Below are 25810 nucleotides of genomic sequence, written 5' to 3'. Positions count from 1 at the left end.
GCTTTTTCGTCCAGCCTCTAGCCTTCAGCGAAATTATTTTGTCGATCTTTCAGGAAGCATCCGAATGTTGATCATCCCCGCAATCGATCTGAAGGACGGCGCCTGCGTGCGCCTGCGCCAGGGCCTGATGGAAGACGCCACCGTCTTCTCCGACGACCCGGTGGCCATGGCCGCCAAATGGGTGGACGGTGGCTGCCGCCGCCTGCACCTGGTGGACCTCAACGGCGCCTTCGAAGGCAAGCCGGTGAACGGCGAGGTGGTCACCGCCATCGCCAGGCGCTACCCGAACCTGCCGATCCAGATCGGCGGCGGCATCCGCTCGCTGGAGACCATCGAGCACTACGTGCGCGCCGGCGTCAGCTACGTGATCATCGGCACCAAGGCGGTGAAGCAGCCGGAATTCGTCGGCGAAGCCTGCCGCGCCTTCCCCGGCAAGGTGATCGTCGGCCTGGACGCGAAGGACGGCTTCGTCGCCACCGACGGCTGGGCCGAGGTCAGCGAAGTGCAGGTGATCGACCTGGCCAAGCGCTTCGAGGCCGACGGCGTCTCCGCCATCGTCTACACCGACATCTCCAAGGACGGCATGATGCAGGGCTGCAACGTCGAAGCCACCGCTGCCCTGGCCAACGCCACGCGCATCCCGGTGATCGCCTCCGGCGGCATCCACAACCTGGGCGACATCCAGAAGCTGCTGGACGCGCGCACCCCGGGCATCATCGGCGCCATCACCGGCCGGGCGATCTACGAGGGTACCCTCGATGTCGCCGAGGCCCAGGCGCTGTGCGATCGGCAGGCAAAAGACGAATAAAAGCGCTGGAGGCTGAAGGCTGGACGTGACCGAGTCGCTTTTTCGTTCAGCCTCCAGCCTTCAGCCTCCCGCGAATTTCAAGATTGGGAGACACCAGAATGGCCCTCGCTAAGCGCATCATCCCTTGCCTCGACGTGGACAACGGCCGCGTGGTCAAGGGCGTCAAGTTCGAGAACATCCGCGACGCCGGTGACCCGGTGGAGATCGCCCGCCGCTACGACGAGCAGGGCGCCGACGAGATCACCTTCCTCGACATCACCGCCAGCGTCGATGGCCGCGACACCACGCTGCACACCGTCGAGCGCATGGCCAGCCAGGTGTTCATCCCGCTGACCGTCGGCGGCGGCGTGCGCACCGTGCAGGACATCCGCAACCTGCTCAACGCCGGCGCGGACAAGGTCTCGATCAACACCGCCGCGGTGTTCACTCCGGAGTTCGTCGGCGAAGCCGCCGCGCGCTTCGGCTCGCAGTGCATCGTGGTTGCCATCGACGCCAAGAAGGTCTCGGCGCCGGGCGAAACCCCGCGCTGGGAAATCTTCACCCACGGCGGACGCAAGCCCACCGGGCTGGACGCGGTGGAGTGGGCGAAAAAGATGGAAGGCCTGGGCGCCGGCGAAATCCTCCTGACCAGCATGGACCAGGACGGCGTGAAGAGCGGCTACGACCTGGGCGTGACCCGCGCCATCAGCGAGGCGGTGAACGTGCCGGTGATCGCTTCCGGCGGCGTCGGCAACCTGGAGCACCTGGCGGCCGGCATCCTCGAAGGCAAGGCCGACGCGGTGCTGGCGGCGAGCATCTTCCACTTCGGCGAGTACAGCGTGCCGGAGGCCAAGGCCTACCTGGCCAGCCGCGGCATCGTGGTGCGCTGAAGGGCGCGCCGCACTGCCGGCGTGCAGCTTGCGACAGGGCCCGGCCCGCTCATGGCGGCCGGGCCTTGTGCTTTCTGGCGATGTTTCCTACAAGGCGTGACACGGTCTGAAAGATGCAAGGCCGAATGATGGCAAACTTGCGGTAAGCTCTGCGCCTTCGCTTACAACCAGGAATGTTCTGCGATGCTGAAACGCCTCCTGCTGGCCAGCTCCTTGCTGTTGGCTGGCACAGCGCATGCGGAAATTTCTCCGGACTACAGCATGGTCCTGCTGACGGAGAACTTCCCACCCTACAACATGGCCATCAACGGCAAGAACTTCGCCCAGGAAGACAACATCGACGGCATCGCCGTGGACATCGTCCGGGAGATGTACAAGCGCGCTGGCATCAAATACAGCATGACCCTGCGCTTCCCCTGGGAGCGCATCTACAAGCTGGCGCTGGAGAAGCCGGACTACGGCGTCTTCGTCACCGCGCGGCTGCCAGAGCGGGAAAGCGCCTTCAAGTGGGTCGGCCCCATCGGACCGGACGACTGGGTGCTGCTGGCCCGCGGCGACAGCCCCATCGCCCTGAAGAGCCTGGACGAGGCGAAGAAGTACCGGGTGGGCGCCTACAAGGGCGACGCCATGGCCGAGTACCTCGCCGATCACGGCTTCGAGCCGGCGCTGGTGCTGCGCGACCAGGAGAACGCCGGCAAGCTGCAGAAGGGCGAGATCGATCTCTGGGCCAGCGGCGACCCGGCCGGGCGCTACCTGGCCAAGCAGGTCGGCGTCAGCGGCCTGAAGACGGTGCTGCGCTTCAACAGCGACCAGTTGTACCTGGCGCTGAACAAGGAAACCCCCGACGAAGTGGTGCAGAAGCTGCAGGCCGCGCTGGACAAGATGCGCGCCGAAGGCTTCGTCGACGATGTACTGAACAGCTACCTGTGATCCGCCGGCGCCGCTCGAGGGGAGCGGCGCCGCGCTGCGTTGCCGGCCACGGCCGGAGCTGTGCCAGGGATGGTGTACAGGACGGGAATCGCGTCCACGATGCAGGGATGCCGCTAGCCATAACGATAACCAAGCGAGCGGTATGACCATGCTGAAACTCAAGACCTGCGGGCTGTTCATCGGCCTGCTGCTGGGGGCCGCCACGGCCCGCGCCGACTTGCCCGCCGACTACAAGGTGGTGCTGCTGACGGAGAACTTCCCGCCGTTCAACATGGCGGTGGACGACAAGAACTTCGCCCGCGACGAAGGCATCGACGGCATCAGCGCGGACATCGTCCGCGAGATGTTCAAGCGCGCCGGCATCGGCTACACCCTCAGCCTGCGCTTCCCCTGGGACCGGCTGTACAAGCTGACCCTGGACCGCGCCGGCTACGGCCTGTTCTCCACCACCTATACCCCCGAGCGGGTGCCGCTGTTCAAGTGGGTGGGCCCGCTGGCGAAGACCGGCTGGGTGGTGCTGGCCCCGCCGGGCAGCAAGATCACCGCGCTGAAGGACGTCAAGGAGGCCGGCAAGTACAAGCTCGGCGCCTACAAGAATGACGCCGTCAGCCAGGCGCTGGAGAGCCAGGGCATCCCGGTGATCAACGCCCTGCGTGACCAGGAGAACGTGAAGAAGCTGATGACCGGGCAGATCGACCTCTGGGCCACCACCGACCCGGTGGGCCGCTACCTGGCCAAGCAGGAGGGCGTCAGCGGCCTGCAGACGGTGCTGCGCTTCAACGAGGCGCAGCTGTACCTGGCGCTGAACAAGGACACCCCGGACGAGGTGGTCGAGCGCCTGCAGAAGGCCCTGGACCAGATGCGCGCCGAGGGGTATGTGGACGAGGTTACCAACAATTACCTCTGAGGCCGGATCGCGGACAGAGTCCGCTCCTGCGCCCGCGCTACGGTTCTGAGGATGCACGATTGTAGGAGCGGGCCCTGCCCGCGATCGCGCGCAGGGCGCGCTCCTACAGGTGTTGGCGAAGCTGTCCTGCAGGCTGCACCGGGGTGCTCTTCGTAGGAGCGAGCTCGCTCGCGAACCGCATGGCAGCGCGTTTGTTCGCGAGCAAGCTCGCTCCTGCGAAAAGCCGGGCCCTCCTGCAACGTAGGAGCGGACTCCGTCCGCGATTCTGTCGGCAAAGCCGGGCACGGCGATGGGTATCGCTTCGCTCCACCCATCCTACAAAGCGCCTGGGTGCGGCCGGCGAGCGGGTGGCTCAGCGGTAGACGCCATCCTTGCCATGCGCCGCCATGGCGCGGTTGCCGCGTTCGGCGATCAGCAGGTCGGGCTTCACCAGTTCGATGCCCGCCGCCTTCAGCTTCGGCAGTTCGCGCAGCAGCACCCGCAGGGTGGCCGGGCGCGGGTGGCCGATCAGCAGCGCCGAGCCCTGCTTGCGCGCCAGGGCCACGCCGCTCTGCAACTGGCGGGCGATGCTGTCTTCATCCGGCTGGTCGTCGAGGAATACGTCGCGGGACAGGCTGGCCAGGCCGCGCTTCTGTGCTTCAGCGGCGGCCACGGTGGCGGCGCTGGTGCGGCTGTCGAGGAAGAACAGGTGGCGTTCCTGCAGGGTGCCCATCAGCAGGTCCATGCCGGCGCGGTCGGCGGTCATGCGGCTGCCTTCGTGGTTGTTCACGCCTTGCACGTAGGGCACCGCGGCCAGCGCCGCGTCCAGGCGGCGGGCGAGCTCCGCCTGTGGCAGGCCGGGGCGCCAGGCGTAGGGGCCGCCGGCCGGGTCCATCGGCAGGTGCAGGATCAGGGTACGCCCGCGCTGGTGGGCTTCGCGGGCCAGTTCGGCGGCGTGCGGGGTGTCCGGCATGATCGCCAGGGCCACTGCCGCCGGTAGTTCGAACACCTGGCGGTCGCGTGCCAGGTTCTGCCCGAGGTCGTCGATCACCACGCTCAGCAGCGGCTTGGCCTGTGCCTGGCCGAACAGGGCGGCCAGGCACAGGCCGAACAGCAGCCGTGCCCGGCGCACCGGTCAGTTGCCGCGGCTGACGCTGAGCCCCTTCAGCAGGCTGAGGGCCTGGCTCAGCTGGAAGTCGCTGTCCTGCGGGGCGGCCTGGGGTGCCTTGCCCGACTGCGTCGGACGGTCCTTGCCGCCGTTGCCGTTGGCCAGGTGGCCCTGCAGGTCGGCTTCCTTGAAGCCTTCGAAGTCGCTCTGCTCGCGGGTCACCTTGGCGCGTTCCACCTCGATGTCCGGGACTATGCCCTGGGCCTGGATGGAGCGGCCGTTGGGGGTGTAGTAGAGCGCGGTGGTCAGCTTCAGGGCGCGGTCGTTGTTCAGCGGCAGCACGGTCTGCACCGAGCCCTTGCCGAAGCTGTCTGTGCCCATGAGGATGGCGCGTTTCTGGTCCTGCAGGGCGCCGGAAACGATTTCCGCCGCCGAGGCGGTGCCGCCGTTGATCAGCACCACCAGCTGCACGCCCTCGCTGGGGTCGGCCGGGTCGGCGGAGAAGCGCAGCTCGGAGTTGGCGATGCGGCCCTTGGTGTAGACGATCAGGCCCTTGGTGAGGAAGGCGTCGGCCACTTCCACCGCGGACTGCAGCACGCCGCCGGGGTTGTTGCGCAGGTCCAGGACCAGGCCCTTGAGCTTGCCCTTGTTGTCCTTCTTCAGCTGCGCCAGGGCCTTGACCACCTCGTCGCCGGTGTTGACCTGGAACTGGGTGATGCGCAGGTAGCCGTAGTTCGGCTCCAGCAGCTGGGTCTTGACGCTCTTGACCTTGATGATGGCGCGCTTGAGGGTGACGTCGAACGGCCGGCCGCCGCTGCGCACGATGGTCAGGGTGATGGACGAGCCGGGCTTGCCGCGCATGCTGTCCACCGCCTCGTTCATCGACTGGCCCTTGGTCGGCTTGCCGTCGATCTGCACGATCAGGTCGCCGGGCTGGATGCCGGCCGCGGCCGCCGGGGTGTCGTCGATCGGCGAGACCACCTTGATGAAGCCGTCCTCGGTGCCCACCTCGATGCCCAGGCCGCCGAACTCGCCGCTGGTGCTTTCCTGCAGCTCGGCGAATTCTTCCGGGTCCAGGTAGGCCGAATGCGGGTCGAGGTTGCTGAGCATGCCCTTGATGGCGTTCTCCAGCAGGGTCTTGTCGTCCACCGGCTCGACGTAGGCGGCCTTCACCCGGTCCAGGACCTCGGCGAAGGTCCGCAGTTCGTCCAGCGGCAGCGGCGCCTCCTTGCCGCTGGCCGCAGCGGACGCGGCGGGCGGTGTCTCGGCGGCCTGGGCCGCCCCGATACCGAGCAGCAGGGCCAGGGTGATGAGACGGAAGCGATGCGACATGTTTGGCTCCTAAGGCGTGTCCGCTGCTTATCCTTGCGTGCGGCACCAGGTAGTGGGGTCCGTCGGGCGGCCCTGATGACGAATGGCGAAATACACCGCCGGAGTGTCCTGCCCGCCGCTGGTGCCGACGGTAGCGATGGGATCCCCGGCCTTGACCGTGTCCCCGGCGCCTTTCAGAAGACTCTGATTATGACCATAAAGGCTCAGGTATCCACCACCGTGGTCGAGGATAACCAGTAGCCCGGCGCCGCGCAGCCAGTCGGCGAACACCACCCGTCCACCATGCACGGCGCGTACCGTGGCGCCTGCGCTGGCGCCGATCAGCACGCCATCCCAGGTGGCGCGCGGGTCGTCGCCGCGCGGGCTGCCGAAGCGCGCCAGGATGCGGCCGTTGACCGGCCAGGGCAGTTTGCCGCGGGTGGCGTCGAAGGCGCCGCCGAAGCCGGCGCCGCTGGACACCAGCGGGCCGCTGTAGTCCGCGCGGGCCTTGGGCTTCGCGCTGCTGTCGCTGCTGGCCATCTCGCGTTCGCGGCGGGCGCGCTCGCGTTCGGCGGCCAGGGCGCGCTGGCGCGCTTCCTCGGCTTCGCGGGCCTGGCGGGCCAGGGTTTCCTCGATGGTCTTGAGCACCTTGTTCAGCTCGGCCTGGGCCTGCTGGCGGTCCTGCAGCTTGCGGTTGCTGTCGCTGTAGTCGCTGTTGAGCTTGGCCAGGGCTTCCTGGCGCTGCTTGCGCGCCTCGGCCAGTTCCTGGCGGCGGGCCTCGAGGTCCTGCTGCTGGGCCAGTTGCTGGCTCTTCTGCGCGGTGATGTCGCGCTCGACGTTTTCCAGCTGGCGCAGGGTCTCGTTGAAGGCGTTGAGCTGTTCCAGGCGCGCGCGGTTGATGTACTCGTAGTAGGTGAGGGTGCGGCTGAACTTCTCGGGATGTTCCTGGTTCAGCAGCAGCTTGAGGTATTCCTCGCGGCCGCTCTGGTACGCGGCGCGGGCCTGGATGCCGATCAGCCGTTGCTGTTCAAGGCGCGCGCCCTGGAGTTTTTTTTTCTCCTCGTCCAGGCGCTGGAGCTCCTTTTCGCTCTTCTCCAGTTCCTCCTGCAGCGTCTTGACCTGCTTCTCCAAGTCGCCCATCTGCGTCTCGGTGGACTTGAGCTGTTTCTGCACCCCGGATTTCTCTTCCTGGATGCCGCTGAGGGTCTTCTTCAGCTCGGCGATGTCTTTCTGCGTCCGCTCGATCTGCTTCTGGGTGTCGGCGCGATCGTCGGCGACGGCCGCCAGCGGGCTCAGCAGGCAGATCAGCAGCAGGGAGGAGAGGGCGCGATGCATGGGGTGGCGGGCACCTGGAGGCGAGGTCGGCCTAGTATGCATAAAAAAATCGTTACAAGCCGCAAGCGGCGCGTGAAAAGCATCACGCCGCCTGCAGCTCGCGAAGGTTACTCCAGGGTGACGATGGATTTGCCGGTCATCTCGGCCGGCACCGGCAGGCCCATCAGCGTCAGCATGGTCGGCGCCACGTCGGCCAGCACGCCGCCTTCGCGGATGCTCAGCTTGCGCTTGCCGACGTAGATGAAGGGCACCGGCTCGCAGGTGTGCGCGGTGTGCGCCTGGCCGGTGCTCTCGTCTTCCATCTGCTCGACGTTGCCGTGGTCGGCGGTGATCAGGGCTTCGCCGCCGACCTTGTCCAGCGCCGCGGCGATGCGCCCGACGCAGGTGTCCAGGCATTCCACGGCCTTGACCGCGGCCTCGAACACGCCGGTGTGGCCGACCATGTCGCCGTTGGCGTAGTTGACCACGATGACGTCGTAGCGCTGGTTTTCGATGGCCTCGACGATCCTGTCGGTGACTTCCGGCGCGCTCATTTCCGGCTGCAGGTCATAGGTGGCGACCTTCGGCGAGGGGATGAGGATGCGTTCTTCGCCCTCGAACGGCTCTTCGCGGCCGCCGGAGAAGAAGAAGGTGACGTGGGCGTACTTCTCGGTCTCGGCGATGCGCAGCTGGGTCTTGCCGTTCTTCGCCAGGTATTCGCCGAGGACGTTGTCCAGCGACTCGGGCTTGAACGCGCTGGGCGCCGGGATGTTCGCCGAGTACTGGGTGAGCATCACGTACTCGGCCAGGTGCAGTTCACGCTGGCGCGGGAATTCCTTGAAGCCCGGCTCGACGAAGGCGCGCGACAGCTCGCGGGCGCGGTCGGCGCGGAAGTTCATGAAGACCACGGCGTCGCCGTCCTCCACGCGCACCTGTGCGCCGATGCGGGTGGCCTTGACGAACTCGTCGCTCTCGCCGCGCTCGTAGGCGGCGTGCAGCGCGGCCACGGCGTTGTCGGCGGTGAATTCGGCGGCGCCTTCGGTGATCAGGTTGTAGGCGGCTTCGACGCGGTCCCAGCGGTTGTCGCGGTCCATGGCGAAGTAGCGGCCGATGATGCTGGCGGTGCGGCCCTTGCCGATGCGGGCGAAGGCATCGTCGACCAGCTTCAGCGATGGCTCGGCGCTCTTGGGCGGGGTGTCGCGGCCGTCGAGGAAGGCGTGCAGGTAGATTTTCTGCGCGCCACGCTGGGCGGCCAGTTCGGCCATGGCGATCAGGTGGTCCTGGTGGCTGTGCACGCCGCCGTCGGAAAGCAGGCCGAGGATGTGCACGGCCTTGCCGGCGCCCACCGCCTTGTCCACCGCGCCGGTCAGCACCGGGTTGTCGAAGAACTCGCCGTCGCGGATGGCCTTGGTCACGCGGGTGAAGTCCTGGTAGACGACGCGCCCGGCGCCGAGGTTCATGTGGCCGACCTCGGAGTTGCCCATCTGCCCGTCCGGCAGGCCCACGTCCATGCCCGAGCCGGAGATCAGGCCGTGCGGCTGGGTGGCCAGCAGGCGGTCGAGGTTCGGCTTCTTCGCGGCGAAGATGGCGTTGTACTCGGGGCTGTCGCTATGGCCGAAGCCGTCCAGGATGATCAGGACCAGGGGTTTGGGCGATGCAGTCATAGGTGCGGCTCTTTCCAAAACGGGGGTCAGAAAAGGATCGGCATTTTACCGTCTGGGGGCGACGGGCGCCATGATTCGCAGGGTTCAGCCGTCAGGAGGGCGCGTGTATACTGGCCGGCATTTTTACCTGTGGATGCCTTGCGCCATGTCGTCGTTCCTTCCCCGTCTGATCGAATTCGCCACCCATCACTACCTGCTGGTCGGCGCCCTGGTGGTGCTCCTGGTCCTGCTCGCGCTGCACGAGCTGAACAAGGCCGGCCGCGCGCTGTCGACCCGCGAGCTGACCGCGCTGGTCAATGCCGAGCAGGGTGTCGTACTGGACATCCGCCCGAGCAAGGAGTTCTCCGGCGGCCACATCTCCGGTTCGCTGAACATCCCCGCCGACAAGCTGAACAGCCGCATGAGCGAGCTGGACAAGCACAAGGCCAAGACCATCATCGTGGTCGACGCCATGGGCCAGCATTCGGGCACCTGGTGCGGCGTGCTGAAGAAGGCCGGCTACAACGTGGCCAAGCTGGGCGGTGGCATCGGCAGCTGGCGCGGCGACAACCTGCCCCTGGTGAAGTGAGATGCAGGCGGTTCTGATATACACCACGGCCTGGTGCCCCTACTGTATCCGCGCCAAGGCGCTGCTGGACAAGAAGGGCGTGGCCTACGAGGAGATCGGCGTGGACGGCAAGCCCGACCTGCGCGCCGAAATGAGCCGCAAGGCCGGCCGTACCTCGGTACCGCAAATCTGGATCGGCAGCACCCACGTCGGCGGCTGCGACGATCTGTACGCGCTGGAGCGCGCGGGCAAGCTGGATGCGCTGCTGTCGGCGTGATCCCCTTATTACTGCAAACGAGCCATAAGAAGGTCCTGAAATGACTGAGCAATCTAGCAACGGCGCCAACGAGCAAGAAAACGGCCCGCAGTTCTCCCTGCAGCGCATCTACATCCGCGACCTGTCCTTCGAAGCGCCGAAGGCTCCGGAAATCTTCCGCCAGGAATGGCAGCCGGCGATCAGCATGGACCTGAACACCCGCCAGAAGCAGCTCGACGGCGACTTCTACGAAGTGGTGCTGACCGTTTCGGTGACCGTGAAGAACAAGGACGACGTGGCCTTCATCGTCGAAGTGCAGCAGGCCGGCATCTTCCTGATCAAGGGCCTGGACGCTTCCAGCATGAGCCACACCCTGGGCGCCTTCTGCCCGAACATCCTCTTCCCCTACGCCCGCGAAGCCCTGGACAGCCTGGTGGTGCGCGGCTCGTTCCCGGCGCTGATGCTCTCGCCGGTGAACTTCGACGCCCTGTACGCCCAGGAAATCGCCCGCCTGCAGGCTTCCGGCGAGATTCCTTCGGTCCAGTAAGGTCCGTCGTAGCGAAGAAAGGCGCCCAAGGGCGCCTTTTCTTTTGCCTGGCGTAGGGCGGTTCTTCCGCGCGTCTATTGGGTTCCCGCGTTCGCGGGAACCCAGAAAACAATGTAGGAGCGGGCTCTGCCCGCGATTCGCGCGCAGGGCGCGCTCCTACAATTACCGGCTGGCTGTTCTTTTCGTAGGAGCGAGCTTGCTCGCGAACCGCATGGCACCGCGTTTGTTCGCGAGCAAGAACTAGGCGTCCCCCTCGCTCCTACGAAGAGCATCGCTGCGCGTTCAAATTTGGTGCGCGTGCACTAGCAAGGCGCCTTCTCGGCCAGCCTGTGCGGGCATTTCGGCCATGCCTTTTCTGCCTGGACGTTCACCGGGGCGTTCGCTGAAAGCCCCATGAATACTGGCCTGCATGGCTGTGCCGTGTGGGAAATACGACCTGTCGGCAAAACTGGCACAGCCCCTGCAATAGTCCCAATAACGATTTCGGGGGCCTCGGTACAGGCAGGCTGGGGAAACCCCACTTTTACACAAGGCGCGCCGCCGCGGCCCGATGCGGTGGAAGGCGTGAACGGTTCGGGGGTCCTGGTACAGGCAGGCCGGGGAAACCCCCTTTTTACACCGGAGGTTCGCGATGCGGCCTCCGCCCCTTTCGGGGCCCTCGGTTCAGGCAGGCCGGGGAATCCCCTTCTTTCTTCCCGAGGGTGGCCGCCGGCCCCCTCAGCGCAATTGCGGATGAACCCGCAGCACCCAGTCCCCGTCCTTCTCCTCGCTGTCCCAGCTACCGCCCAGGTGGCGGGTGGAGAGCAGGGTTATCCACAGTTCTCCCTCCCGGGTTTCCACGCGCCAGCGCAAGGGTTGGCCGTCCAGGCGCATCTGGCCCTCGGCGGCCGCGCCCGCTGCCCGCACGCGCAGCGCCAGGGCGCCCTCGATCTGCCCGGCCTCGACCCTGGCGTTCTGGTCGAAACGCAGCAGCAGGACGCCGTCCTGTGCCTGGACGGCGAGCAGATGCGGCTCGCCCGGCGTGGGCCCGGTGAGGCGGCCGAGCATCAGGCCGATCATCAGACCGCCGATGGCCAGCGCCGAAAACACCCGCAGCCACGGCCGGGGCCGCACATCCGCCGCCGCGGGAGTAGAATGCCGGCCGTCCTCAGGCCCGGAGCGCTGCATGTTCCACGTCATCCTCTTCCAACCGGAAATTCCACCCAATACCGGCAACATTATCAGGCTCTGCGCCAATTCCGGCTGCAGCCTGCACCTGATCGAGCCGCTGGGCTTCGAACTGGACGACAAGCGCCTGCGCCGGGCCGGGCTGGATTATCACGAATATGCCCCGGTGCAGCGCTATGCGAGCCTGGAGGAATGCCTGGAGAAGCTCGGCCACCCGCGCCTGTTCGCCTTCACCACCAAGGGCTCCCACGCCTTCCACGAAGTGGCCTACCAGCGTGGCGACGCCTTTCTGTTCGGCCCGGAAAGCCGTGGCTTGCCGGAAGAGGTGCGCAGCGCCTTGCCGCCGGAGCAGCGCCTGCGCCTGCCGATGCGCCCGGATAGCCGCAGCCTGAACCTGTCCAACACGGTCGCCGTGACTGTCTATGAAGCCTGGCGTCAACTCGGCTTCGCCATGGACTGAGCAGCGATTGATCGATCCGGCGCAGGGCCCGTGGGGCCTGCGCCGCAGCCATTCATCCCAAGGTTGTCCACAGGTGGGCGCACAGCGGTTGTGGGCAACGTGGGAAATCCTGCACAGAATTCAGTCGGGGCTGTGAGGGGCGCGGGGCCTGGGCTGCGGGGGGATCGATCCCCGGACTGTGCACAGGGTTATCCACAGTTTGTGTGGATAGAGCATCGCGGACGGAGTCCGCTCCTACGGTTCCAGGAAGCACGGGCGTAGGAGCGGACTCCGTCCGCGATTGGCTCGCTCTCTGCCAGGCCTACCATATGTGGCTGTGGATAACCCTGTTCCCCGCGTGAGGACGAAAAAGGGGCCCGAAGGCCCCTTGCGAAAGGCGCTGACGTTTCAGTCGTCGCCTTCGTCGTCCGGGCCGTCCACTTTCATGCCCAGTTCCTTGATCTTGCGCGTCAAGGTATTCCTTCCCCAGCCCAGCAGCACGGCGGCGTCGCGGCGGCGGCCGGCGGTGTGCTTCAGGGCGGTCTCGATCATGATCCGCTCGAAGGCCGGCACGGCGCTGTCCAGCAGGCTCGACTGGCCGCGGCCCAGGGCCTGGTCGGCCCACTGGCGCAAGGCCTGCTCCCAGTTGGCCGCCGGCAGGCTGTCCTGGGGCTGGGTCAGCAGCTCCGGCGGCAGGTCGTCGATGTGTACCTCGCGGCCGGAGGCCATCACCGTGATCCAGCGGCAGGTGTTCTCCAGCTGGCGCACGTTGCCCGGCCAGCCGAGGTTCTTCAGGTAGTCCTCGGTCTCGGGCTTGAGCAGCTTGGGCTCCACCGCCAGCTCTTGCGCGGCGCGGGCGAGGAAGTGCCGGGCCAGCGCCGGGATGTCCTCGCGGCGGTCGGCCAGGCGCGGGATGTGGATGCGGATGACGTTCAGGCGGTGGAACAGGTCCTCGCGGAACTTGCCCTCGCGCACCAGGTTTTCCAGGTTCTGGTGCGTCGCGGCGATGATGCGCACGTCGACCTTCACCGGGGTGTGGCCGCCGACGCGGTAGAACTCGCCGTCGGCCAGCACGCGCAGCAGGCGCGTCTGGGTGTCGGCCGGCATGTCGCCGATCTCGTCGAGGAACAGGGTGCCGCCGTCGGCCTGCTCGAAGCGCCCGCGGCGTTGCGCGGCGGCGCCGGTGAAGGCGCCCTTCTCGTGGCCGAACAGCTCGGACTCCATCAGGTCCTTGGGGATCGCCGCCATGTTCAGCGCGATGAACGGCTCGGCCGCGCGCGGGCTGTGGCGGTGCAGGGCGTGGGCGACCAGTTCCTTGCCGGTGCCCGACTCGCCGTTGATCAGCACGGTGATGTTGGAATGGCTGAGGCGGCCGATGGCGCGGAACACCTCCTGCATCGCCGGCGCCTCGCCGATGATCTCCGGGGTGCGCGCCTGGTTGGCCGGCGCCTCCAGGCCTTGCTGCTCCTGGGCGTGCTGGTTGGCGCGCTTGACCAGGGACACGGCCTCGTCGACGTCGAACGGCTTGGGCAGGTATTCGAAGGCGCCGCCCTGGTAGGAGGCCACCGCGCTGTCCAGGTCCGAATGCGCGGTCATGATGATCACCGGCAGGCGCGGGTGCAGCTCGCGGATCTGCGCCAGCAGGTCGAGGCCGCTGGAGCCGGGCATGCGGATGTCCGAGATGATCACGTCCGGCTGCTGCCGGCCGAGGCGGTGGATGACGCTGTCGGCGTTCTCGAAGCTGACGGTGGTCATGCCTTCCTGTTGCAGGGCTTTTTCCAGTACCCAGCGGATGGAGCGGTCGTCGTCGACGATCCAGACGGTCTCTGAACGGCTCATGGGTGGTGCACTCCTTGTTCCAGGGGCAGGAACAGACTGAATACGGTGTGGCCGGGGTGGCTCTCGCATTCGACCAGCCCCTGGTGCTGGCTGATGATGTTCTGGGTGATGGCCAGGCCCAGCCCGGTGCCGTCCGGGCGGCCGCTGACCATGGGGTAGAAGATGGTGTCCTGCAGCTCGGCCGGGATGCCCGGGCCGTTGTCGATGATTTCCACCTTGCACACCAGGCGGTGGCGCGTGTGGCCGATGGTGAACTGGCGCAGGGTGCGGGTGCGCAGGGTGATGCGGCCCAGGCGCAATTCGTTGTGCGCGGTGACGGCCTGCATGGCGTTGCGCACGATGTTGAGCACCGCCTGGATCATCTGCTCGCGGTCGAGCAGCAGGTCGGGAATGCTCGGGTCGTAGTCGCGGATCAGCGGGATGCTGCCCTGGGTCTCGGCGCCCACCAGGCTGCAGACGTGCTCCAGCACCTCGTGGATGTTGGTTACCCGCAGTTGCGGCAGCTTGTTCGAGCCGAGCATGCGGTCCACCAGGTTCCGCAGGCGGTCGGCTTCCTCGATGATGACGTTGGTGTAGTCCTTGAGCGCTTCGTCCGGCAGCTCGCGGGACAGCAGCTGGGCCGCGCCGCGGATGCCGCCCAGGGGGTTCTTGATCTCGTGGGCCAGGCCGCGCACCAGCAGCTTGGTGGTCTCCTGCTTGGACAGCTGGGCCTCTTCCTTGGTGATGCGCATCAGCCGGTCGCGCGGGTGCACTTCCAGCAGCAGCAGGGTCTCGCGGCGGTTGAGGATGGGCGTCACCGCGTAGTCGACGGTGATGCTCTGGCCGGTGAGCGAGGTCAGCGTGGCTTCGCGCTTGGTGAACGGGTGCGCTTCCTCCACCGCCTGGCGCAGCGACTGCAGGGCCTCCTGGGATTCGGTGAACAGCTCGCTGATGAACTGCCCGTGGCTACGTTGGCCGCTGACCGCCAGGAGCATCTCGGCGGCCGGGTTCATGTACTCCAGGCGCAGTTCGGCGTTGAGCAGGATCACCGCCGTTGTGAGGTTGTCGAGCAACAGTCTGAGCTGGGTTTCTGTAGGCATGGCGGACAAGCGTTCCAAGGTTGGGCAGGAAAATGCAAAAAGCAAACCAAGCCCCGAAAAGACGCGCCAGGCCGCGATCTGCGCCGACTCGTGGCATTTCCTCAAGGAAAACGGGCCGTCAGCGTGACCCGAAATGGGGAGAGTATAGAAAGTGGTGCAGGCGCGCGCACCAATGTGGTGCGCATCTTCAGGGAAGGCTTCTTAAGAGGGCGTGCGAAAATTCGCTGGGTTCAGGGGCGCGATGCCAGGGCGGGCCGCTCGCCGGCGTCGCTTTCGGCGACCGATACGCGCTTCATGTGGAACGGCTGGTTGGGCGTCTGTTCCAGGGTCTGGCCGCGCTGGTCGAGGATCTCCACCGACAGCTGGTGAGTGCCGCGATCGAGGTTGTGCAGGGGGAACACCGGGCTGCGGCTTGGCTCGCCCACCGGAACGCCGTCGAGGAACAGCCGGTAGCTGTGCCCGGGCAGCAGGTTGGGGTCGCTGGAGACGGTGACGATCAGCTCGCCGTTGTTGGCGCGGACGGTGGCGTCGGGCTCGGGCACCAGGATGCGCAGCACCTGGTATTGCGGCGGTTGCGGCGGCAGGGCCGAGGCGGCGGGCGCGTACAGTGGCGGGGGCATGTTCGGCATGCCGTTGGGCGGCGCCAGGTTCAGGCGCTGGGCGTTGCTGCGCTTGGGCTGGTCGGTGAAGACGCGGTTGCCGTCCTTGTCGATGTAGGTATAGACCTCGGCGCTGACCTGGAACGCCGCCAGCAGAAGCAGGCCGAGCAGCAGCGGGCGTTTCATCAGTTGCCGCTCCTCGGCATGGGCCTGACGCGCGCCGGGCTGTTGGTGCTGATGCGCTGCAGGGTGAAGCTGACCGGCGCACTGGATTGCAGCACGCGGTCGCCCTGCACCACGTCCACCGAGAGGCTGTGGTCGCCGCGTTCGAGGTTGTTCAGGCTGAAGCGCGTGGAGCTGCTGGGCGCGCCGTAGGGCTGGCCGTCCAGGCGCAGTTGCAGGCGGTCGCCCATGGCCAGTTGCGGCTGGATGGCCACCTCGATGTCGAAGTTGCCGTTGTTGGCGCGCAGGGCCTCCTCGTCGGGCAGCCCGGTGATGGCCAGGATGGCGTAGCGGGCCTGGCGCTGCTCGCCATCGCCACTGCCCATGGGCGCGCCGGGCGGCTGCGCGCCCACGGTGTTGGTCGGCGGCAGTTCCACCGGCTTGGCGCTCACGCCGCTGGGCGGCTGGTTGGTGAACACCGTCTTGCCGTTGGCGTCGGTGTACTTGTAGATCTGCGCGCTGGCCGGCACGGCCAGGGCGAGCAGCAGGCAGAGGACTGGCACGCGCATGCGTGATCTCCCGGAAGACAATGGGCTAAGCCTTGCATCGGCGCCGACGGGTGGCAAGTGAAACGCCATCACGCCGCCGGGTTTGCGCGGGAGTTAACAGTGCGCAGCCGACGGAGTGCTGCTGCTTTTGTCGAACTTATTTGATATCTAGCGTGGTTTCGTTGTTGATCTCTGCGTTTTCTGACAAATGTCAAGGGTATTTCCCGGGGCATGGCTTGAGATAGGCGCACCGAATCGTACGCGCGCCCCTTCGCCGGGGCGCCCGGAGTGAACGCCATGTCCATCCCTTCGCCACGCCGCCTGCGGGCCGGCCCCTTCAGCGGGAGGCGCCGAGCATGACCCTCCTGCTGCCGCTGTTCATTGCCCTGCTGCTGGTGGCCTTGCCGCGCCTGTTGCCGCTGCCCGTCGTCAGCACCGCCAGCGTGCCGGCCGGCGCCGCCGCGGCCACCTGGCACGCCTGCGAACTGCCCGAGCCGCCGTCGTTGCCGAAGCCGCAGGCCAGCACGGCGCCGAACAACCTGCTATACCTGCCGCTGGGCCTGCACCCGGCCGATCGCTGCCTGCACGGGCCATTGGTGGTGGAGGGGCTGGTGCGCATCCGCCCGCCGCTGCAGTTCTGGCGCATCTGTGCGGGCGAGATCCGCTTCGGCGACTGTTCGCGCACGCCGACCGGGATCGTCGCTGCCGGCAGCGGCCGGCGCCAGGTCGAGGAGGGCGAGTACCGCGTGGCCGCCGGCGGCTGCCTGGAGGGCGACCTGCTGGTGCGCGGCGACCTGTACCTCGGCCGCTATTCCCGCGTGCTCGGCTCGGTGCGGGTCGAGGGTGGCGTGTGGATGGACGAAGGCGCGGAAGTGGCCGGCGCCATTCTGGCCCGGGGGTCGGTGCGCGTCGGCCGCCGTTCGCGCGTCGCCGGGCCGCTGAGCGCCGGGCGCAGCGTCAGCCTGGGGCGCGATTGCGTGGTCGGCGCGCAGGGCTCGCCGACCAGCATCAACGCCGAGCGGGTGCGGATCAACGAGGGCTGCAAGGTCTATGGCCAGGTGACGGCCGAGAAGGGCGCCCAGGTCAACGCCCGGGCCGGCGCCGAGGCCCCGCGCGAGCCGGTCTGAACCGCGCCGGCGGCCTCAGATGCCGCCGTCGGCGGGCTCGGCGTGGCCTTGCGGGCCGTCTTCCTCGCGCGGCTTGCGCATGCGTGAGAGCTGCACGTTCAGGCGCGGCATGGCCAGTTCCAGCCCGGCCTTGTCCAGCTTCTGGCGCAGGCGCAGGTTGAAGGCGCGCTGCACTTCCCACTGGCGGATCGGCGCGGTCTTGAAGCGGAAGCGCAGGATCGCCTGGCCGTTGTCGAAGCTCTCGACGCCCTGCATTTCCAGCGGCGACCAGATCGCCCGGTTGATGCTGCGGTCGTTGCGCAGCTCGCCGGCCACATCCTTCACCAGCGCCAGGGCGTCGTCGATCGGCATGCTCGCCGGCACCGGCCAGCGGAACATGGCGTAGCCGAACTGCCGCGAGTAGTTCTTGATGCTCTTGATCTCGCTGAACGGGATGGTGTGCACCACGCCGTCCAGGTCGCGCAGGCGCACGGTGCGGATGGTCAGGCCCTCGACCGTGCCCAGGTGGCCGCCGACGTCGACGTAGTCGTCGATCGACAGCGAGTCCTCGATGATGATGAACAGCCCGGTGATCAGGTCGGCCACCAGCGACTGCGCGCCGAAGCCGATGGCCAGGCCGATGACGCCGGCGCCGGCCAGCAGCGGCGTGACGTTCATGCCCATGTTGGCCAGCGCGACTATCAGCGCGATCACCGCGATGGTGATGAACAGCACGTTGCGGATCAGCGGCAGCATGGTCAGCGCGCGGGTGTTGGCGCGGTTCTTCCCGCCCAGGCCGAGGCTGTGCTGCACCGCGGTGTCGGTGAGGATCCAGATCAGCCAGGCCACCAGCAGGGTGCTGCCGAAGCTGATCAGCTTGAGGCTGATCTGCGAGCCGTCGCCCTCGGCGAAGCCGATCAGCGACATGCCCCAGACGCGCAGGCCCACTTCCAGGAACACCAGCAGGGTGGCCAGGTGCAGCAGGGTGTAGCCGAAGTTCTGCAACTGCTCGATGTAGGGCGCGCTGCGCCGGCTGCTGCGTTGCGCCGAGCGCAGGTGGGCACGGCGGATCAGGCCGTTGACGGTCATCGCCACCACCGCGATCAGCGCGCACAGCAGGGCCCGGCGCAGGGCGTAGCTGCTGTCGCCGGCGGTGACCACGGTGGCGAACAGCGAGATGCCCACCAGCAGCAGGACCGGCACGTACCACAGCGAGCCGACCAGCTCCACCAGTTCGTGCAGGCTGCGGCGCTTGAGGCGGCGCTCCAGCGGCTGGTTGCGGATCAGGTGGGCGATGGGCCGGCGGAACTGCAGGACGAACAGGGCGGTGAACAGCGCGGCGCAGATGTTCGCCAGCGAGCCCACGGTCAGGGCGGTGTTCTGCCCGAGGCTGTCGGTCACCCGCGGGTCGTGCATCACCTCGCCGAGGGCTGCCAGGCTGCCGATCAGCCACAGCGGACGGAAGGCGCGGCGCCGCAGGATGTCCAGGGCGCGCGTGCGGTGCGGGCCGCCGAGCAGCGACAGGGAGATCACGCAGAGCGCGGAGAACAGCGTGCCGCACACCAGCACGTAGGCGATCACCATGGCCAGCAGCTTGCCCAGGGAGCTGGGCAGCACCACGGAGAGGTACACGGTGATCAGGAAGGCCACCAGCCAGGGCCCCAGCTTGCGCAGGGCGAACAGCAGCAGGTCGCGGGTCTTGGGGTGCTGCGGCAGCTCGTCGGCCAGGCCGAAGCGCTCGCGCATGCGTCGCGCCAGCCAGCGCAGGCCCAGGGCCAGGCAGGCCCAGAGGAGGATCACCAGGGAGAAGTCGAGGATCATCCCCGGCCATTCCTGCCAGGACGGCGTGCGCTCCTGCAGCTCCACGCCGGCCTGCTGGAACAGGCCGCTCCAGCGCAGCGTCGGGCTGTTGGCGCCTTCGAAGCGTTTCTCCAGGCTGCCCAGGGTGTCGCCGAGCAGGCCGAGCACGCCGCTCTGGTCCTCCGCGCCCTTCTTGGTGGCGTCGCGCAGCTGCTTGAGCTTCTTCAGCAGGTCGCTGCGCTGCTGGTCGTTCTCCAGAGTCTTGATCACCTGGTCCAGCGACTGCTGCAACTGGGCGTCGCTGACCTTGGCATCGCTCCCGGTCACGCCGGGGATGCTCGGCAGCGCGGCGGACGCCGGCCCGGCGAGGAGCAGGCCCAGGCTGAGGCAGCACAGCAGCAGGAAGCGGCGAAGAAGATCGGTCACGAATGGCACTCCGGAGCAGGGCGAAACTCGCCACATCATACAGATGCCGGGGGCTGAGCCGAATTGGAGGGGAGGTGCTCGCTTTGTAGGAGCGAGCTTGCTCGCGAACGGTGTCCTGTCGTTGGGGGCGGTGTGCATCCTCAAGAGCGCCCTCTCCCTAACCCTCTCCCTGAAGGGAGAGGGGACCGTTCGGAGTGCGCTGATGTTTTGGTGTTAGCCGGCTTGCACCGATTAGCCGGCTGACACCAAGTCCTTTCTCGGCACGGACAAGCCCCCTCTCCCTTCAGGGAGAGGGCTGGGGAGAGGGGGCGGAGGTCGGTCTGATGCCAGCGTATCCGGCAAACACCGTTCTCGAGCAAGCTCGCTCCTACGAAAAGCAGCAACCCTGCGCACGCCCAATAAAACACACCCAATAAAAAAGGCCTCCCGAAGGAGGCCTTAATGTTGCCGCTACTTATAGGTATTCGTGGATCAGACGCTGTAGTACAGGTCGTATTCCAGCGGGTGCACGAAGGTGCGCACCTTGATTTCTTCCTCGGACTTCAGCTCGATGTAGGCGTCGATGAACTCGTCGGTGAACACGCCGCCCTTGGTCAGGAACGCGCGGCCCTTGTCGAGTTCTTCCAGCGCCTCTTTCAGGCTGCCGCAAACCTGCGGGATTTCCTTCGCCTCTTCCGGCGGCAGGTCGTACAGGTTCTTGTCGGCGGCATCGCCGGGGTGGATCTTGTTCTGGATGCCGTCCAGGCCGGCCATCAGCAGCGCGGCGAAGGCCAGGTAGGGGTTGGCCGCCGGGTCCGGGAAGCGCGCTTCGATGCGGCGGGCTTTCGGGCTGGAGACGTACGGGATACGGATCGAGGCGGAACGGTTGCGGGCCGAGTAGGCCAGCATGACCGGTGCTTCGAAGCCCGGGACCAGACGCTTGTAGGAGTTGGTCGACGGGTTGGTGAAGCCGTTCAGGGCCTTGCCGTGCTTGATGATGCCGCCGATGAAGTACAGGGCGGTGTCGGACAGGCCGGCATAGCCTTCGCCAGCGAAGGTGTTCTTGCCATCCTTGGAGATGGACATGTGCACGTGCATGCCCGAGCCGTTGTCGCCGTACAGCGGCTTCGGCATGAAGGTCACGGTCTTGCCGTAGGCGTCGGCGACGTTGTGCACGCAGTACTTCAGGGTCTGGACTTCGTCGGCTTTGGCCACCAGGGTGTTGAACTTCACACCGATTTCGTTCTGGCCGGCGGTGGCGACTTCGTGGTGGTGAACTTCGACCACCAGGCCCATCTCTTCCAGGGCGTTGCACATAGCGGTACGGATTTCGTGGTCGTGGTCGACCGGCGGTACCGGGAAGTAGCCGCCCTTCACGCCCGGACGGTGGCCCTTGTTGCCCGACTCGATGTCGGCGTCGGTGTTCCAGGAAGCCTGCTCGGAGAAGATCTTGAACATCGAGCCGGAGATGTCGGACTTGAACTTCACTTCGTCGAAGATGAAGAACTCCGGCTCCGGGCCGACGAAGACGGTATCGCCGATGCCGGTGGACTTCAGGTATTCCTCGGCGCGCTTGGCGATGTTGCGCGGGTCGCGCTCGTAGCCTTGCATGGTGCTCGGCTCGATGATGTCGCACACCAGGATCAGGGTCGGCTCTTCGGTGAACGGGTCCAGCACGGCGGTGCTGTCGTCCGGCAGCAGGATCATGTCGGAGGCTTCGATGCCTTTCCAGCCGGCGATGGAGGAGCCGTCGAACATCTTGCCGGCTTCGAAGAAGTCATCGTCCAGCGCGTCGCGGGCCGGCATGGTGACGTGCTGCTGCTTGCCTTTGGTATCGGTGAAGCGCAGGTCTACCCACTTCACGTCATGGTCTTTGATCAGTTGGTGCGACTTGTACGACATGCTGTCCTCCAGGAGGGATTAGAGCTGGGAGCTTTCTGTGCCCCAGTATCGGGTGATGCCGGCCGGAATACTCCGCCAGGGCAACCTGCCTCACAAGAGAGCAAGTAGCGTGCCAGTGCCCGATTTTGGACAGAGCCCCGCGCTACAGGGCTTTGCGTACGGTAGCTGGCGCGAATGACGGAATTGTTGCACCGATTTGGTGCTACGCAATGGTGCGTGCATCCATTTTGGTGCACCAAAAAGAATCTGCGCTCGACTGCTCAAGTCTTGAGCAATTTCAGGTATAATTCCGCCCCTTTTTTTCGTCCCTTCGGGCTCGTGCCTTTTCTCGCATGAAACTCATCGTCAAGGTCTTCCAGGAAATCACCATCAAGAGCCGGCCGGTGCGCAAGCGCTTCATCCGCCAGCTCGCGAAGAACATCCGCACCGTGCTGCGCGACCTGGACCCGGCGCTGCTGGTCGAGGGCGAGTGGGACAATCTTGAAGTGGAAACCCGGGTGACCGACGCCAAGGCGCTGCGCGAGATGATCGAGCGCCTGAGCTGCGTGCCGGGCATCGGCCACTTCCTGGAAGTGCACGAATACCCGCTGGGCGACTTCGACGACATCCTCGAGAAGTGCAAGCAGCACTTCGGCCACCTGCTGCCGGGCAAGGTCTTCTCCATGCGCTGCAAGCGCGCCGGCAAGCACGCCTTCACCTCCATAGACGTGGAACGCTACGTCGGCGGCGGCCTGCGCCAGCACTGCGGCGCGGCCGGGGTATCGCTGAAGAACCCGGAAGTGCAGGTGCGCGTGGAAATCCGCCACGACCGCCTGTACGTCATCCACGCCCAGCACGAGGGCCTGGGCGGCTACCCGCTGGGCGCCCTGGAACAGGTGCTGGTGCTGATGTCCGGCGGCTTCGACTCCACCGTGGCGGCCTACCAGATGATGCGCCGCGGGCTGATCAGCCACTTCGTGTTCTTCAACCTCGGCGGCCGCGCCCACGAGCTGGGCGTGATGGAAGTGGCCCACTACCTGTGGGAGAAGTTCGGCCGCTCGCAGCGCGTGCTGTTCGTCAGCGTGCCCTTCGAGGAAGTGGTCGGCGAGATTCTCACCAAGGTCGACGACAGCTACATGGGCGTGACCCTCAAGCGCATGATGCTGCGCGCCGCCAGCCGCGTGGCCGAGCGCCTGGAGCTGCACGCGCTGGTCACCGGCGAGTCGATCTCCCAGGTGTCCAGCCAGACGCTGCCGAACCTCTCGGTGATCGACCGGGTGACCGACACCCTGGTGCTGCGCCCGCTGATCGTCAGCCACAAGCAGGACATCATCGACACCGCGACGAAGATCGGCACCGCCGAGTTCGCCAAGCACATGCCCGAGTACTGCGGCGTGATCTCGGTGAACCCGACCACCCAGGCCAAGCCCTACCGCGTCGAGCACGAAGAGACCAAGTTCGACATGGCCGTGCTCGACCGCGCCCTGGAGCGCGCCACCCAGATGACCGTCGACCGCGTCATCGACGAGCTGGGCAAGGACCTGCCGGTGGAAATGGTCGGCGAAGTGCTCCCCGGCCAGATCGTGGTCGACATCCGCCACCCCGACGCCCTGGAAGATGAACCCCTGGTGCTGGAAGGCATCGAAGTGCTGGCCATGCCGTTCTACGCGATCAACAGCAAGTTCAAGGAACTGGACCCCAACCGCCAGTACCTCCTGTACTGCGACAAGGGCGTGATGAGCCGCCTGCACGCCCACCACCTGGTCAACGAAGGGCACACCAATGTGCGGGTCTATCGACCTGCAGGCGACAGGCCGCAGGCGGCAGGCGGCAGGCAGTGATAGGCGCCCGACCGACCCGCAATGCGGTGGAGCCGCAGCAACTGCGGCCTCCCGACCCTGTAACCGGATTTGCACAAATCGCCTGCAGCCTGACGCCTGCAGCCTGAAGCTTTCTTTATCGAGACAGACACCGTGATCGAAAATCTCCGCAACATCGCCATCATCGCCCACGTCGACCATGGCAAGACCACCCTGGTGGACAAGCTGCTGAAGCTGTCCGGCACCCTCGACCGCAAAGAAGCGGAGTCCGAGCGCGTGATGGACTCCAACGACCAGGAAAAGGAACGCGGCATCACCATCCTGGCGAAGAACACCGCGATCAAGTGGAACGGCTACAACATCAACATCGTCGACACCCCCGGCCACGCCGACTTCGGTGGCGAGGTGGAGCGCGTGATGAGCATGGTCGACTCCGTGCTGCTGGTGGTCGACGCCCAGGACGGCCCCATGCCGCAGACCCGCTTCGTGACCCAGAAGGCCTTCAAGGCCGGCCTGCGCCCGATCGTCGTGGTCAACAAGATCGACCGCCCCGGCGCGCGTCCGGACTGGGTCATCGACCAGATCTTCGACCTGTTCGACAACCTCGGCGCCACCGATGAGCAGCTCGACTTCCCGATCGTCTACGCCAGCGCCCTGAACGGCATCGCCGGCATGGACCACGAGAAGATGGACGACAACATGGACGCCCTGTTCCAGGCGATCATCGACCACGTCCCGGCCCCGGTGGTCGACGTCGACGGCCCGTTCCAGATGCAGATCTCGCAGCTGGACTACAACAGCTTCCTCGGCGTGATCGGCATCGGCCGCATCACCCGCGGCAAGGTCAAGTCCAACACCCCGGTGGTGGCGGTCAGCGACGACGGCAGCAAGCGCAACGGCCGCATCCTGAAGATCATGGGCCACTCCGGCCTGCAGCGCGTCGAAGTGCCGGAAGCCGAAGCCGGCGACATCGTCTGCGTCTCGGGCATGGAAGAACTGTTCATCTCCGACACCTTGTGCGATCCGCAGAACGTCGAGGCCCTGCCGCCGCTGACCGTCGACCAGCCGACCGTGAGCATGACCTTCCAGGTCAACGACTCGCCGTTCGCCGGCAAGGAAGGCAAGTTCGTCACCAGCCGCAACATCAAGGAGCGCCTGGAGAAGGAACTGCTGCACAACGTGGCCCTGCGCGTCGAGCAAGGCGACAGCCCGGAGAAATTCAAGGTCTCCGGCCGTGGCGAGCTGCACCTGTCCGTGCTGATCGAAACCATGCGCCGCGAAGGCTTCGAGATGGCCGTGGGCCGTCCGGAAGTGGTGATTATCGAGAACGAGGCCGGCGAGAAGCAGGAGCCCTACGAGAACGTCACCATCGACATCGAAGAGCAGCACCAGGGCTCGGTGATGGAACAGATGGGCCTGCGCAAGGGCGATCTGAGCAACATGATCCCCGACGGCAAGGGCCGCGTGCGCCTGGAATACACCATCCCGGCGCGCGGCCTGATCGGCTTCCGCAACAACTTCCTGACCCTGACCTCGGGCACCGGCATCCTGACCTCGACCTTCAGCCACTACGGCCCGATCAAGGCCGGCGAAGTCAGCAACCGCCAGAACGGCGTGCTGGTCTCCATGGCCACCGGCACCGCGCTGACCTACTCGCTGGAAACCCTGCAGAGCCGCGGCAAGCTGTTCCTCGGCCCGGGCGACGAGATCTACGAAGGCCAACTGGCCGGCATCAACAGCCGCGACAACGACCTGGTGATCAACCCCACCAAGGGCAAGAAGCTCGACAACATGCGCGCGTCCGGCAAGGACGAAGTCATCGCCCTGGTTCCGCCGATCCGCTTCACCCTGGAGCAGGCGCTGGAATTCATCGCCGACGACGAGCTGGTGGAAGTGACGCCGAAGTCCATCCGCCTGCGCAAGAAACTGCTGAACGAGAACGACCGCAAGCGCTACGAACGCGCCAAGGTCTGATCCCGACCGCAGCATGAAGAAGGCCCCGCCGGAGCGATCCGGCGGGGCCTTTTTCATTTTTCCGTGGCGCCTGCCCGGCTTGCGATGCGCATCCTGAAATGCTCGTCCGGCTCGCTCACGCAGCGCCGGCAAGCCTTGCACTGAAACATCCGCTTGCCCTGGTGCCGGCCGTCGACGAAGCCCATGCGGAAAAAGTGCTCGTGGTTACCGCAGCGTGGGCATTTCAGGGCGGGCAGTTCGGGCCGCATGCCCAGCTTGACCTTCGCCTCCCATTCGCCGCTGGGGTCGAGCCTCAGCAGCCACTGGCGGAACGCCCTGACCCAGCGGGACAGCATCCTGTGCGACACCCCCAGCCGTTCGCTGGCATTGGCTATCGAGCGTTGTTGCGACAGCAGGGGCAGGAACGCCTCCAGCTTGTCGCAGCGCAGGAAGCTCTGCAGCGCCGTACCGGTACGCCGGTTGAAGCCCTTGCCGCAGTGCCGGCAATTGAAATAGGGAATGCCGTTCGGCGGCCTGCCCCGGTAGCGCAACACCACCTGGTGGCTACCGCAGTGATGGCAGGGCGGCGGTGTTGGGTCCTTGGACAGGACTTCGTCGATGTGCCGTTGCAGGAAGGCGGTCAGTGCGGGGTCTTCGTGCCGGGGGATGTCCTGGCCACGGTCGAGGATGGGCAAGGCGTGGTCGAGTTGGCGGCGGGGCATGGGGCGGGCTTTGCGTGACATCGGAGCGCTATTTGAGCTGCGGCGCCGGC

The 25810-nt window shown here is 66.4% G+C and carries 23 protein-coding genes; 11 read left to right on the top strand and 12 right to left on the bottom strand.

What is annotated here, in order from left to right:
- Positions 1-64 precede the first annotated feature (64 nt).
- From hisA to ACTWJ5_RS30000, 4 genes are all read left to right on the top strand, one after another.
- Positions 65-808: a 1-(5-phosphoribosyl)-5-[(5-phosphoribosylamino)methylideneamino]imidazole-4-carboxamide isomerase gene (gene hisA / locus ACTWJ5_RS30015; protein WP_116425085.1), complete on the top strand. Its 744-nt coding sequence runs from the start codon at positions 65-67 to the stop codon at positions 806-808.
- Positions 809-906: 98 nt separating this feature from the next.
- Positions 907-1677 (top strand): imidazole glycerol phosphate synthase subunit HisF, encoded by a 771-nt coding sequence (hisF, locus tag ACTWJ5_RS30010; protein WP_009613829.1) that lies wholly within the window; start codon positions 907-909, stop codon positions 1675-1677.
- Between the two features lie 183 nt (positions 1678-1860).
- Positions 1861-2607, top strand: coding sequence for a substrate-binding periplasmic protein (locus ACTWJ5_RS30005; protein ID WP_116425084.1), 747 nt, complete (start codon positions 1861-1863; stop codon positions 2605-2607).
- A gap of 148 nt (positions 2608-2755) precedes the next feature.
- On the top strand, positions 2756-3514 hold the full coding sequence (locus ACTWJ5_RS30000) for a substrate-binding periplasmic protein (protein WP_043269104.1): 759 nt from the start codon (positions 2756-2758) through the stop codon (positions 3512-3514).
- A gap of 352 nt (positions 3515-3866) precedes the next feature.
- Here ACTWJ5_RS30000 and ACTWJ5_RS29995 read toward each other — a convergent pair whose 3' ends face one another.
- The 4 genes from ACTWJ5_RS29995 to gpmI form a co-directional block, all read right to left on the bottom strand.
- Entirely contained in the window at positions 3867-4625 is a 759-nt protein-coding gene (locus ACTWJ5_RS29995) for a divergent polysaccharide deacetylase family protein (protein WP_116425083.1), read from the bottom strand.
- A 3-nt stretch (positions 4626-4628) separates the two neighbouring features.
- Positions 4629-5933 (bottom strand): S41 family peptidase, encoded by a 1305-nt coding sequence (locus ACTWJ5_RS29990; RefSeq protein WP_444437097.1) that lies wholly within the window; start codon positions 5931-5933, stop codon positions 4629-4631.
- Positions 5934-5960: 27 nt separating this feature from the next.
- The gene (locus tag ACTWJ5_RS29985; RefSeq protein WP_444437096.1) at positions 5961-7247 is read right to left on the bottom strand and encodes a murein hydrolase activator EnvC family protein; all 1287 of its coding nucleotides are present in this window, start codon (positions 7245-7247) and stop codon (positions 5961-5963) included.
- 107 nt (positions 7248-7354) lie between these two features.
- Positions 7355-8890 carry a 2,3-bisphosphoglycerate-independent phosphoglycerate mutase gene (gene gpmI / locus ACTWJ5_RS29980; RefSeq protein WP_444437095.1) on the bottom strand — a complete coding sequence of 512 codons (1536 nt, stop codon included), beginning with the start codon at positions 8888-8890 and terminating at the stop codon, positions 7355-7357.
- Between the two features lie 145 nt (positions 8891-9035).
- Here gpmI and ACTWJ5_RS29975 point away from each other — a divergent pair, with 145 nt between their 5' ends.
- The 3 genes from ACTWJ5_RS29975 to secB are packed head-to-tail and all read left to right on the top strand — an operon-like array spanning position 9036 to position 10240.
- Positions 9036-9458, top strand: coding sequence for a rhodanese-like domain-containing protein (locus ACTWJ5_RS29975; protein ID WP_058070782.1), 423 nt, complete (start codon positions 9036-9038; stop codon positions 9456-9458).
- Position 9459: 1 nt separating this feature from the next.
- Positions 9460-9714 carry a glutaredoxin 3 gene (gene grxC, locus ACTWJ5_RS29970; RefSeq protein ID WP_009613820.1) on the top strand — a complete coding sequence of 85 codons (255 nt, stop codon included), beginning with the start codon at positions 9460-9462 and terminating at the stop codon, positions 9712-9714.
- Positions 9715-9754: 40 nt separating this feature from the next.
- Positions 9755-10240, top strand: a complete 486-nt coding sequence (secB, locus tag ACTWJ5_RS29965) for a protein-export chaperone SecB (protein WP_009613819.1) — start codon at positions 9755-9757, stop codon at positions 10238-10240.
- Positions 10241-10957: 717 nt separating this feature from the next.
- On the opposite strand, the gene ACTWJ5_RS29960 is transcribed toward secB, so the two are convergent.
- Positions 10958-11353 carry a hypothetical protein gene (locus ACTWJ5_RS29960; protein ID WP_444437094.1) on the bottom strand — a complete coding sequence of 132 codons (396 nt, stop codon included), beginning with the start codon at positions 11351-11353 and terminating at the stop codon, positions 10958-10960.
- A gap of 52 nt (positions 11354-11405) precedes the next feature.
- On the opposite strand from ACTWJ5_RS29960, the gene trmL reads away from it, so the two are divergent.
- The gene (gene trmL, locus ACTWJ5_RS29955; RefSeq protein ID WP_261747423.1) at positions 11406-11867 is read left to right on the top strand and encodes a tRNA (uridine(34)/cytosine(34)/5-carboxymethylaminomethyluridine(34)-2'-O)-methyltransferase TrmL; all 462 of its coding nucleotides are present in this window, start codon (positions 11406-11408) and stop codon (positions 11865-11867) included.
- Between the two features lie 387 nt (positions 11868-12254).
- Here the strand turns inward: trmL and ntrC are convergent, their stop codons facing one another.
- From ntrC to ACTWJ5_RS29935, 4 genes are all read right to left on the bottom strand, one after another.
- Positions 12255-13685 carry a two-component system response regulator NtrC gene (gene ntrC / locus ACTWJ5_RS29950; RefSeq protein ID WP_074980095.1) on the bottom strand — a complete coding sequence of 477 codons (1431 nt, stop codon included), beginning with the start codon at positions 13683-13685 and terminating at the stop codon, positions 12255-12257.
- Positions 13682-14764, bottom strand: a complete 1083-nt coding sequence (gene glnL / locus ACTWJ5_RS29945; RefSeq protein WP_074980092.1) for a nitrogen regulation protein NR(II) — start codon at positions 14762-14764, stop codon at positions 13682-13684. Before glnL ends, ntrC begins: the two co-directional genes overlap by 4 nt.
- Positions 14765-14994: 230 nt before the next feature.
- Entirely contained in the window at positions 14995-15549 is a 555-nt protein-coding gene (locus ACTWJ5_RS29940) for a DUF4124 domain-containing protein (protein ID WP_444437093.1), read from the bottom strand.
- Complete coding sequence (locus ACTWJ5_RS29935; RefSeq protein WP_253392101.1) at positions 15549-16094, bottom strand: DUF4124 domain-containing protein; 546 nt, start codon at positions 16092-16094, stop codon at positions 15549-15551. The genes ACTWJ5_RS29940 and ACTWJ5_RS29935 overlap by 1 nt, the downstream gene beginning before the upstream one ends.
- 335 nt (positions 16095-16429) lie before the next feature.
- On the opposite strand from ACTWJ5_RS29935, the gene ACTWJ5_RS29930 reads away from it, so the two are divergent.
- A complete protein-coding gene (locus tag ACTWJ5_RS29930; protein WP_074980084.1) occupies positions 16430-17200 on the top strand; it encodes a hypothetical protein in 771 nt (256 codons plus the stop codon).
- 15 nt (positions 17201-17215) lie between these two features.
- Here ACTWJ5_RS29930 and ACTWJ5_RS29925 read toward each other — a convergent pair whose 3' ends face one another.
- Together ACTWJ5_RS29925 and glnA are read right to left on the bottom strand one after the other, a co-directional pair.
- A complete protein-coding gene (locus ACTWJ5_RS29925) occupies positions 17216-19441 on the bottom strand; it encodes a mechanosensitive ion channel family protein (protein ID WP_444439683.1) in 2226 nt (741 codons plus the stop codon).
- 435 nt (positions 19442-19876) lie between these two features.
- Positions 19877-21286, bottom strand: a complete 1410-nt coding sequence (gene glnA, locus ACTWJ5_RS29920) for a glutamate--ammonia ligase (RefSeq protein WP_074980078.1) — start codon at positions 21284-21286, stop codon at positions 19877-19879.
- A 332-nt stretch (positions 21287-21618) separates the two neighbouring features.
- On the opposite strand from glnA, the gene thiI reads away from it, so the two are divergent.
- Both thiI and typA read left to right on the top strand, forming a co-directional pair.
- Complete coding sequence (gene thiI / locus ACTWJ5_RS29915; RefSeq protein ID WP_444437092.1) at positions 21619-23106, top strand: tRNA uracil 4-sulfurtransferase ThiI; 1488 nt, start codon at positions 21619-21621, stop codon at positions 23104-23106.
- A gap of 132 nt (positions 23107-23238) precedes the next feature.
- The gene (gene typA / locus ACTWJ5_RS29910) at positions 23239-25059 is read left to right on the top strand and encodes a translational GTPase TypA (protein WP_009613807.1); all 1821 of its coding nucleotides are present in this window, start codon (positions 23239-23241) and stop codon (positions 25057-25059) included.
- A gap of 53 nt (positions 25060-25112) precedes the next feature.
- On the opposite strand, the gene ACTWJ5_RS29905 is transcribed toward typA, so the two are convergent.
- Complete coding sequence (locus ACTWJ5_RS29905; RefSeq protein WP_074980072.1) at positions 25113-25760, bottom strand: DUF746 domain-containing protein; 648 nt, start codon at positions 25758-25760, stop codon at positions 25113-25115.
- Positions 25761-25810: the final 50 nt, after the last annotated feature.

It is taken from the genome of Pseudomonas sp. A6, assembly GCF_052367875.1.
Lineage (GTDB): Bacteria > Pseudomonadota > Gammaproteobacteria > Pseudomonadales > Pseudomonadaceae > Pseudomonas > Pseudomonas citronellolis.
This window is presented reverse-complemented; position numbering and strand designations above follow the sequence as displayed.

What these genes read in the sequence shown, in the direction of transcription:
- hisA (WP_116425085.1), top strand. Translation starts at nt 65, where the DNA reads ATGTTGATCATCCCCGCAATCGATCTGAAGGACGGCGCCTGCGTGCGC.
- hisF (WP_009613829.1), top strand. Translation starts at nt 907, where the DNA reads ATGGCCCTCGCTAAGCGCATCATCCCTTGCCTCGACGTGGACAACGGC.
- ACTWJ5_RS30005 (WP_116425084.1), top strand. Translation starts at nt 1,861, where the DNA reads ATGCTGAAACGCCTCCTGCTGGCCAGCTCCTTGCTGTTGGCTGGCACA.
- ACTWJ5_RS30000 (WP_043269104.1), top strand. Translation starts at nt 2,756, where the DNA reads ATGCTGAAACTCAAGACCTGCGGGCTGTTCATCGGCCTGCTGCTGGGG.
- ACTWJ5_RS29990 (WP_444437097.1), bottom strand. Translation starts at nt 5,933, where the DNA reads ATGTCGCATCGCTTCCGTCTCATCACCCTGGCCCTGCTGCTCGGTATC.
- ACTWJ5_RS29985 (WP_444437096.1), bottom strand. Translation starts at nt 7,247, where the DNA reads ATGCATCGCGCCCTCTCCTCCCTGCTGCTGATCTGCCTGCTGAGCCCG.
- gpmI (WP_444437095.1), bottom strand. Translation starts at nt 8,890, where the DNA reads ATGACTGCATCGCCCAAACCCCTGGTCCTGATCATCCTGGACGGCTTC.
- ACTWJ5_RS29975 (WP_058070782.1), top strand. Translation starts at nt 9,036, where the DNA reads ATGTCGTCGTTCCTTCCCCGTCTGATCGAATTCGCCACCCATCACTAC.
- grxC (WP_009613820.1), top strand. Translation starts at nt 9,460, where the DNA reads ATGCAGGCGGTTCTGATATACACCACGGCCTGGTGCCCCTACTGTATC.
- secB (WP_009613819.1), top strand. Translation starts at nt 9,755, where the DNA reads ATGACTGAGCAATCTAGCAACGGCGCCAACGAGCAAGAAAACGGCCCG.
- trmL (WP_261747423.1), top strand. Translation starts at nt 11,406, where the DNA reads ATGTTCCACGTCATCCTCTTCCAACCGGAAATTCCACCCAATACCGGC.
- ntrC (WP_074980095.1), bottom strand. Translation starts at nt 13,685, where the DNA reads ATGAGCCGTTCAGAGACCGTCTGGATCGTCGACGACGACCGCTCCATC.
- glnL (WP_074980092.1), bottom strand. Translation starts at nt 14,764, where the DNA reads ATGCCTACAGAAACCCAGCTCAGACTGTTGCTCGACAACCTCACAACG.
- ACTWJ5_RS29940 (WP_444437093.1), bottom strand. Translation starts at nt 15,549, where the DNA reads ATGAAACGCCCGCTGCTGCTCGGCCTGCTTCTGCTGGCGGCGTTCCAG.
- ACTWJ5_RS29935 (WP_253392101.1), bottom strand. Translation starts at nt 16,094, where the DNA reads ATGCGCGTGCCAGTCCTCTGCCTGCTGCTCGCCCTGGCCGTGCCGGCC.
- ACTWJ5_RS29930 (WP_074980084.1), top strand. Translation starts at nt 16,430, where the DNA reads ATGACCCTCCTGCTGCCGCTGTTCATTGCCCTGCTGCTGGTGGCCTTG.
- ACTWJ5_RS29925 (WP_444439683.1), bottom strand. Translation starts at nt 19,441, where the DNA reads ATGTGGCGAGTTTCGCCCTGCTCCGGAGTGCCATTCGTGACCGATCTT.
- glnA (WP_074980078.1), bottom strand. Translation starts at nt 21,286, where the DNA reads ATGTCGTACAAGTCGCACCAACTGATCAAAGACCATGACGTGAAGTGG.
- thiI (WP_444437092.1), top strand. Translation starts at nt 21,619, where the DNA reads ATGAAACTCATCGTCAAGGTCTTCCAGGAAATCACCATCAAGAGCCGG.
- ACTWJ5_RS29905 (WP_074980072.1), bottom strand. Translation starts at nt 25,760, where the DNA reads ATGCCCCGCCGCCAACTCGACCACGCCTTGCCCATCCTCGACCGTGGC.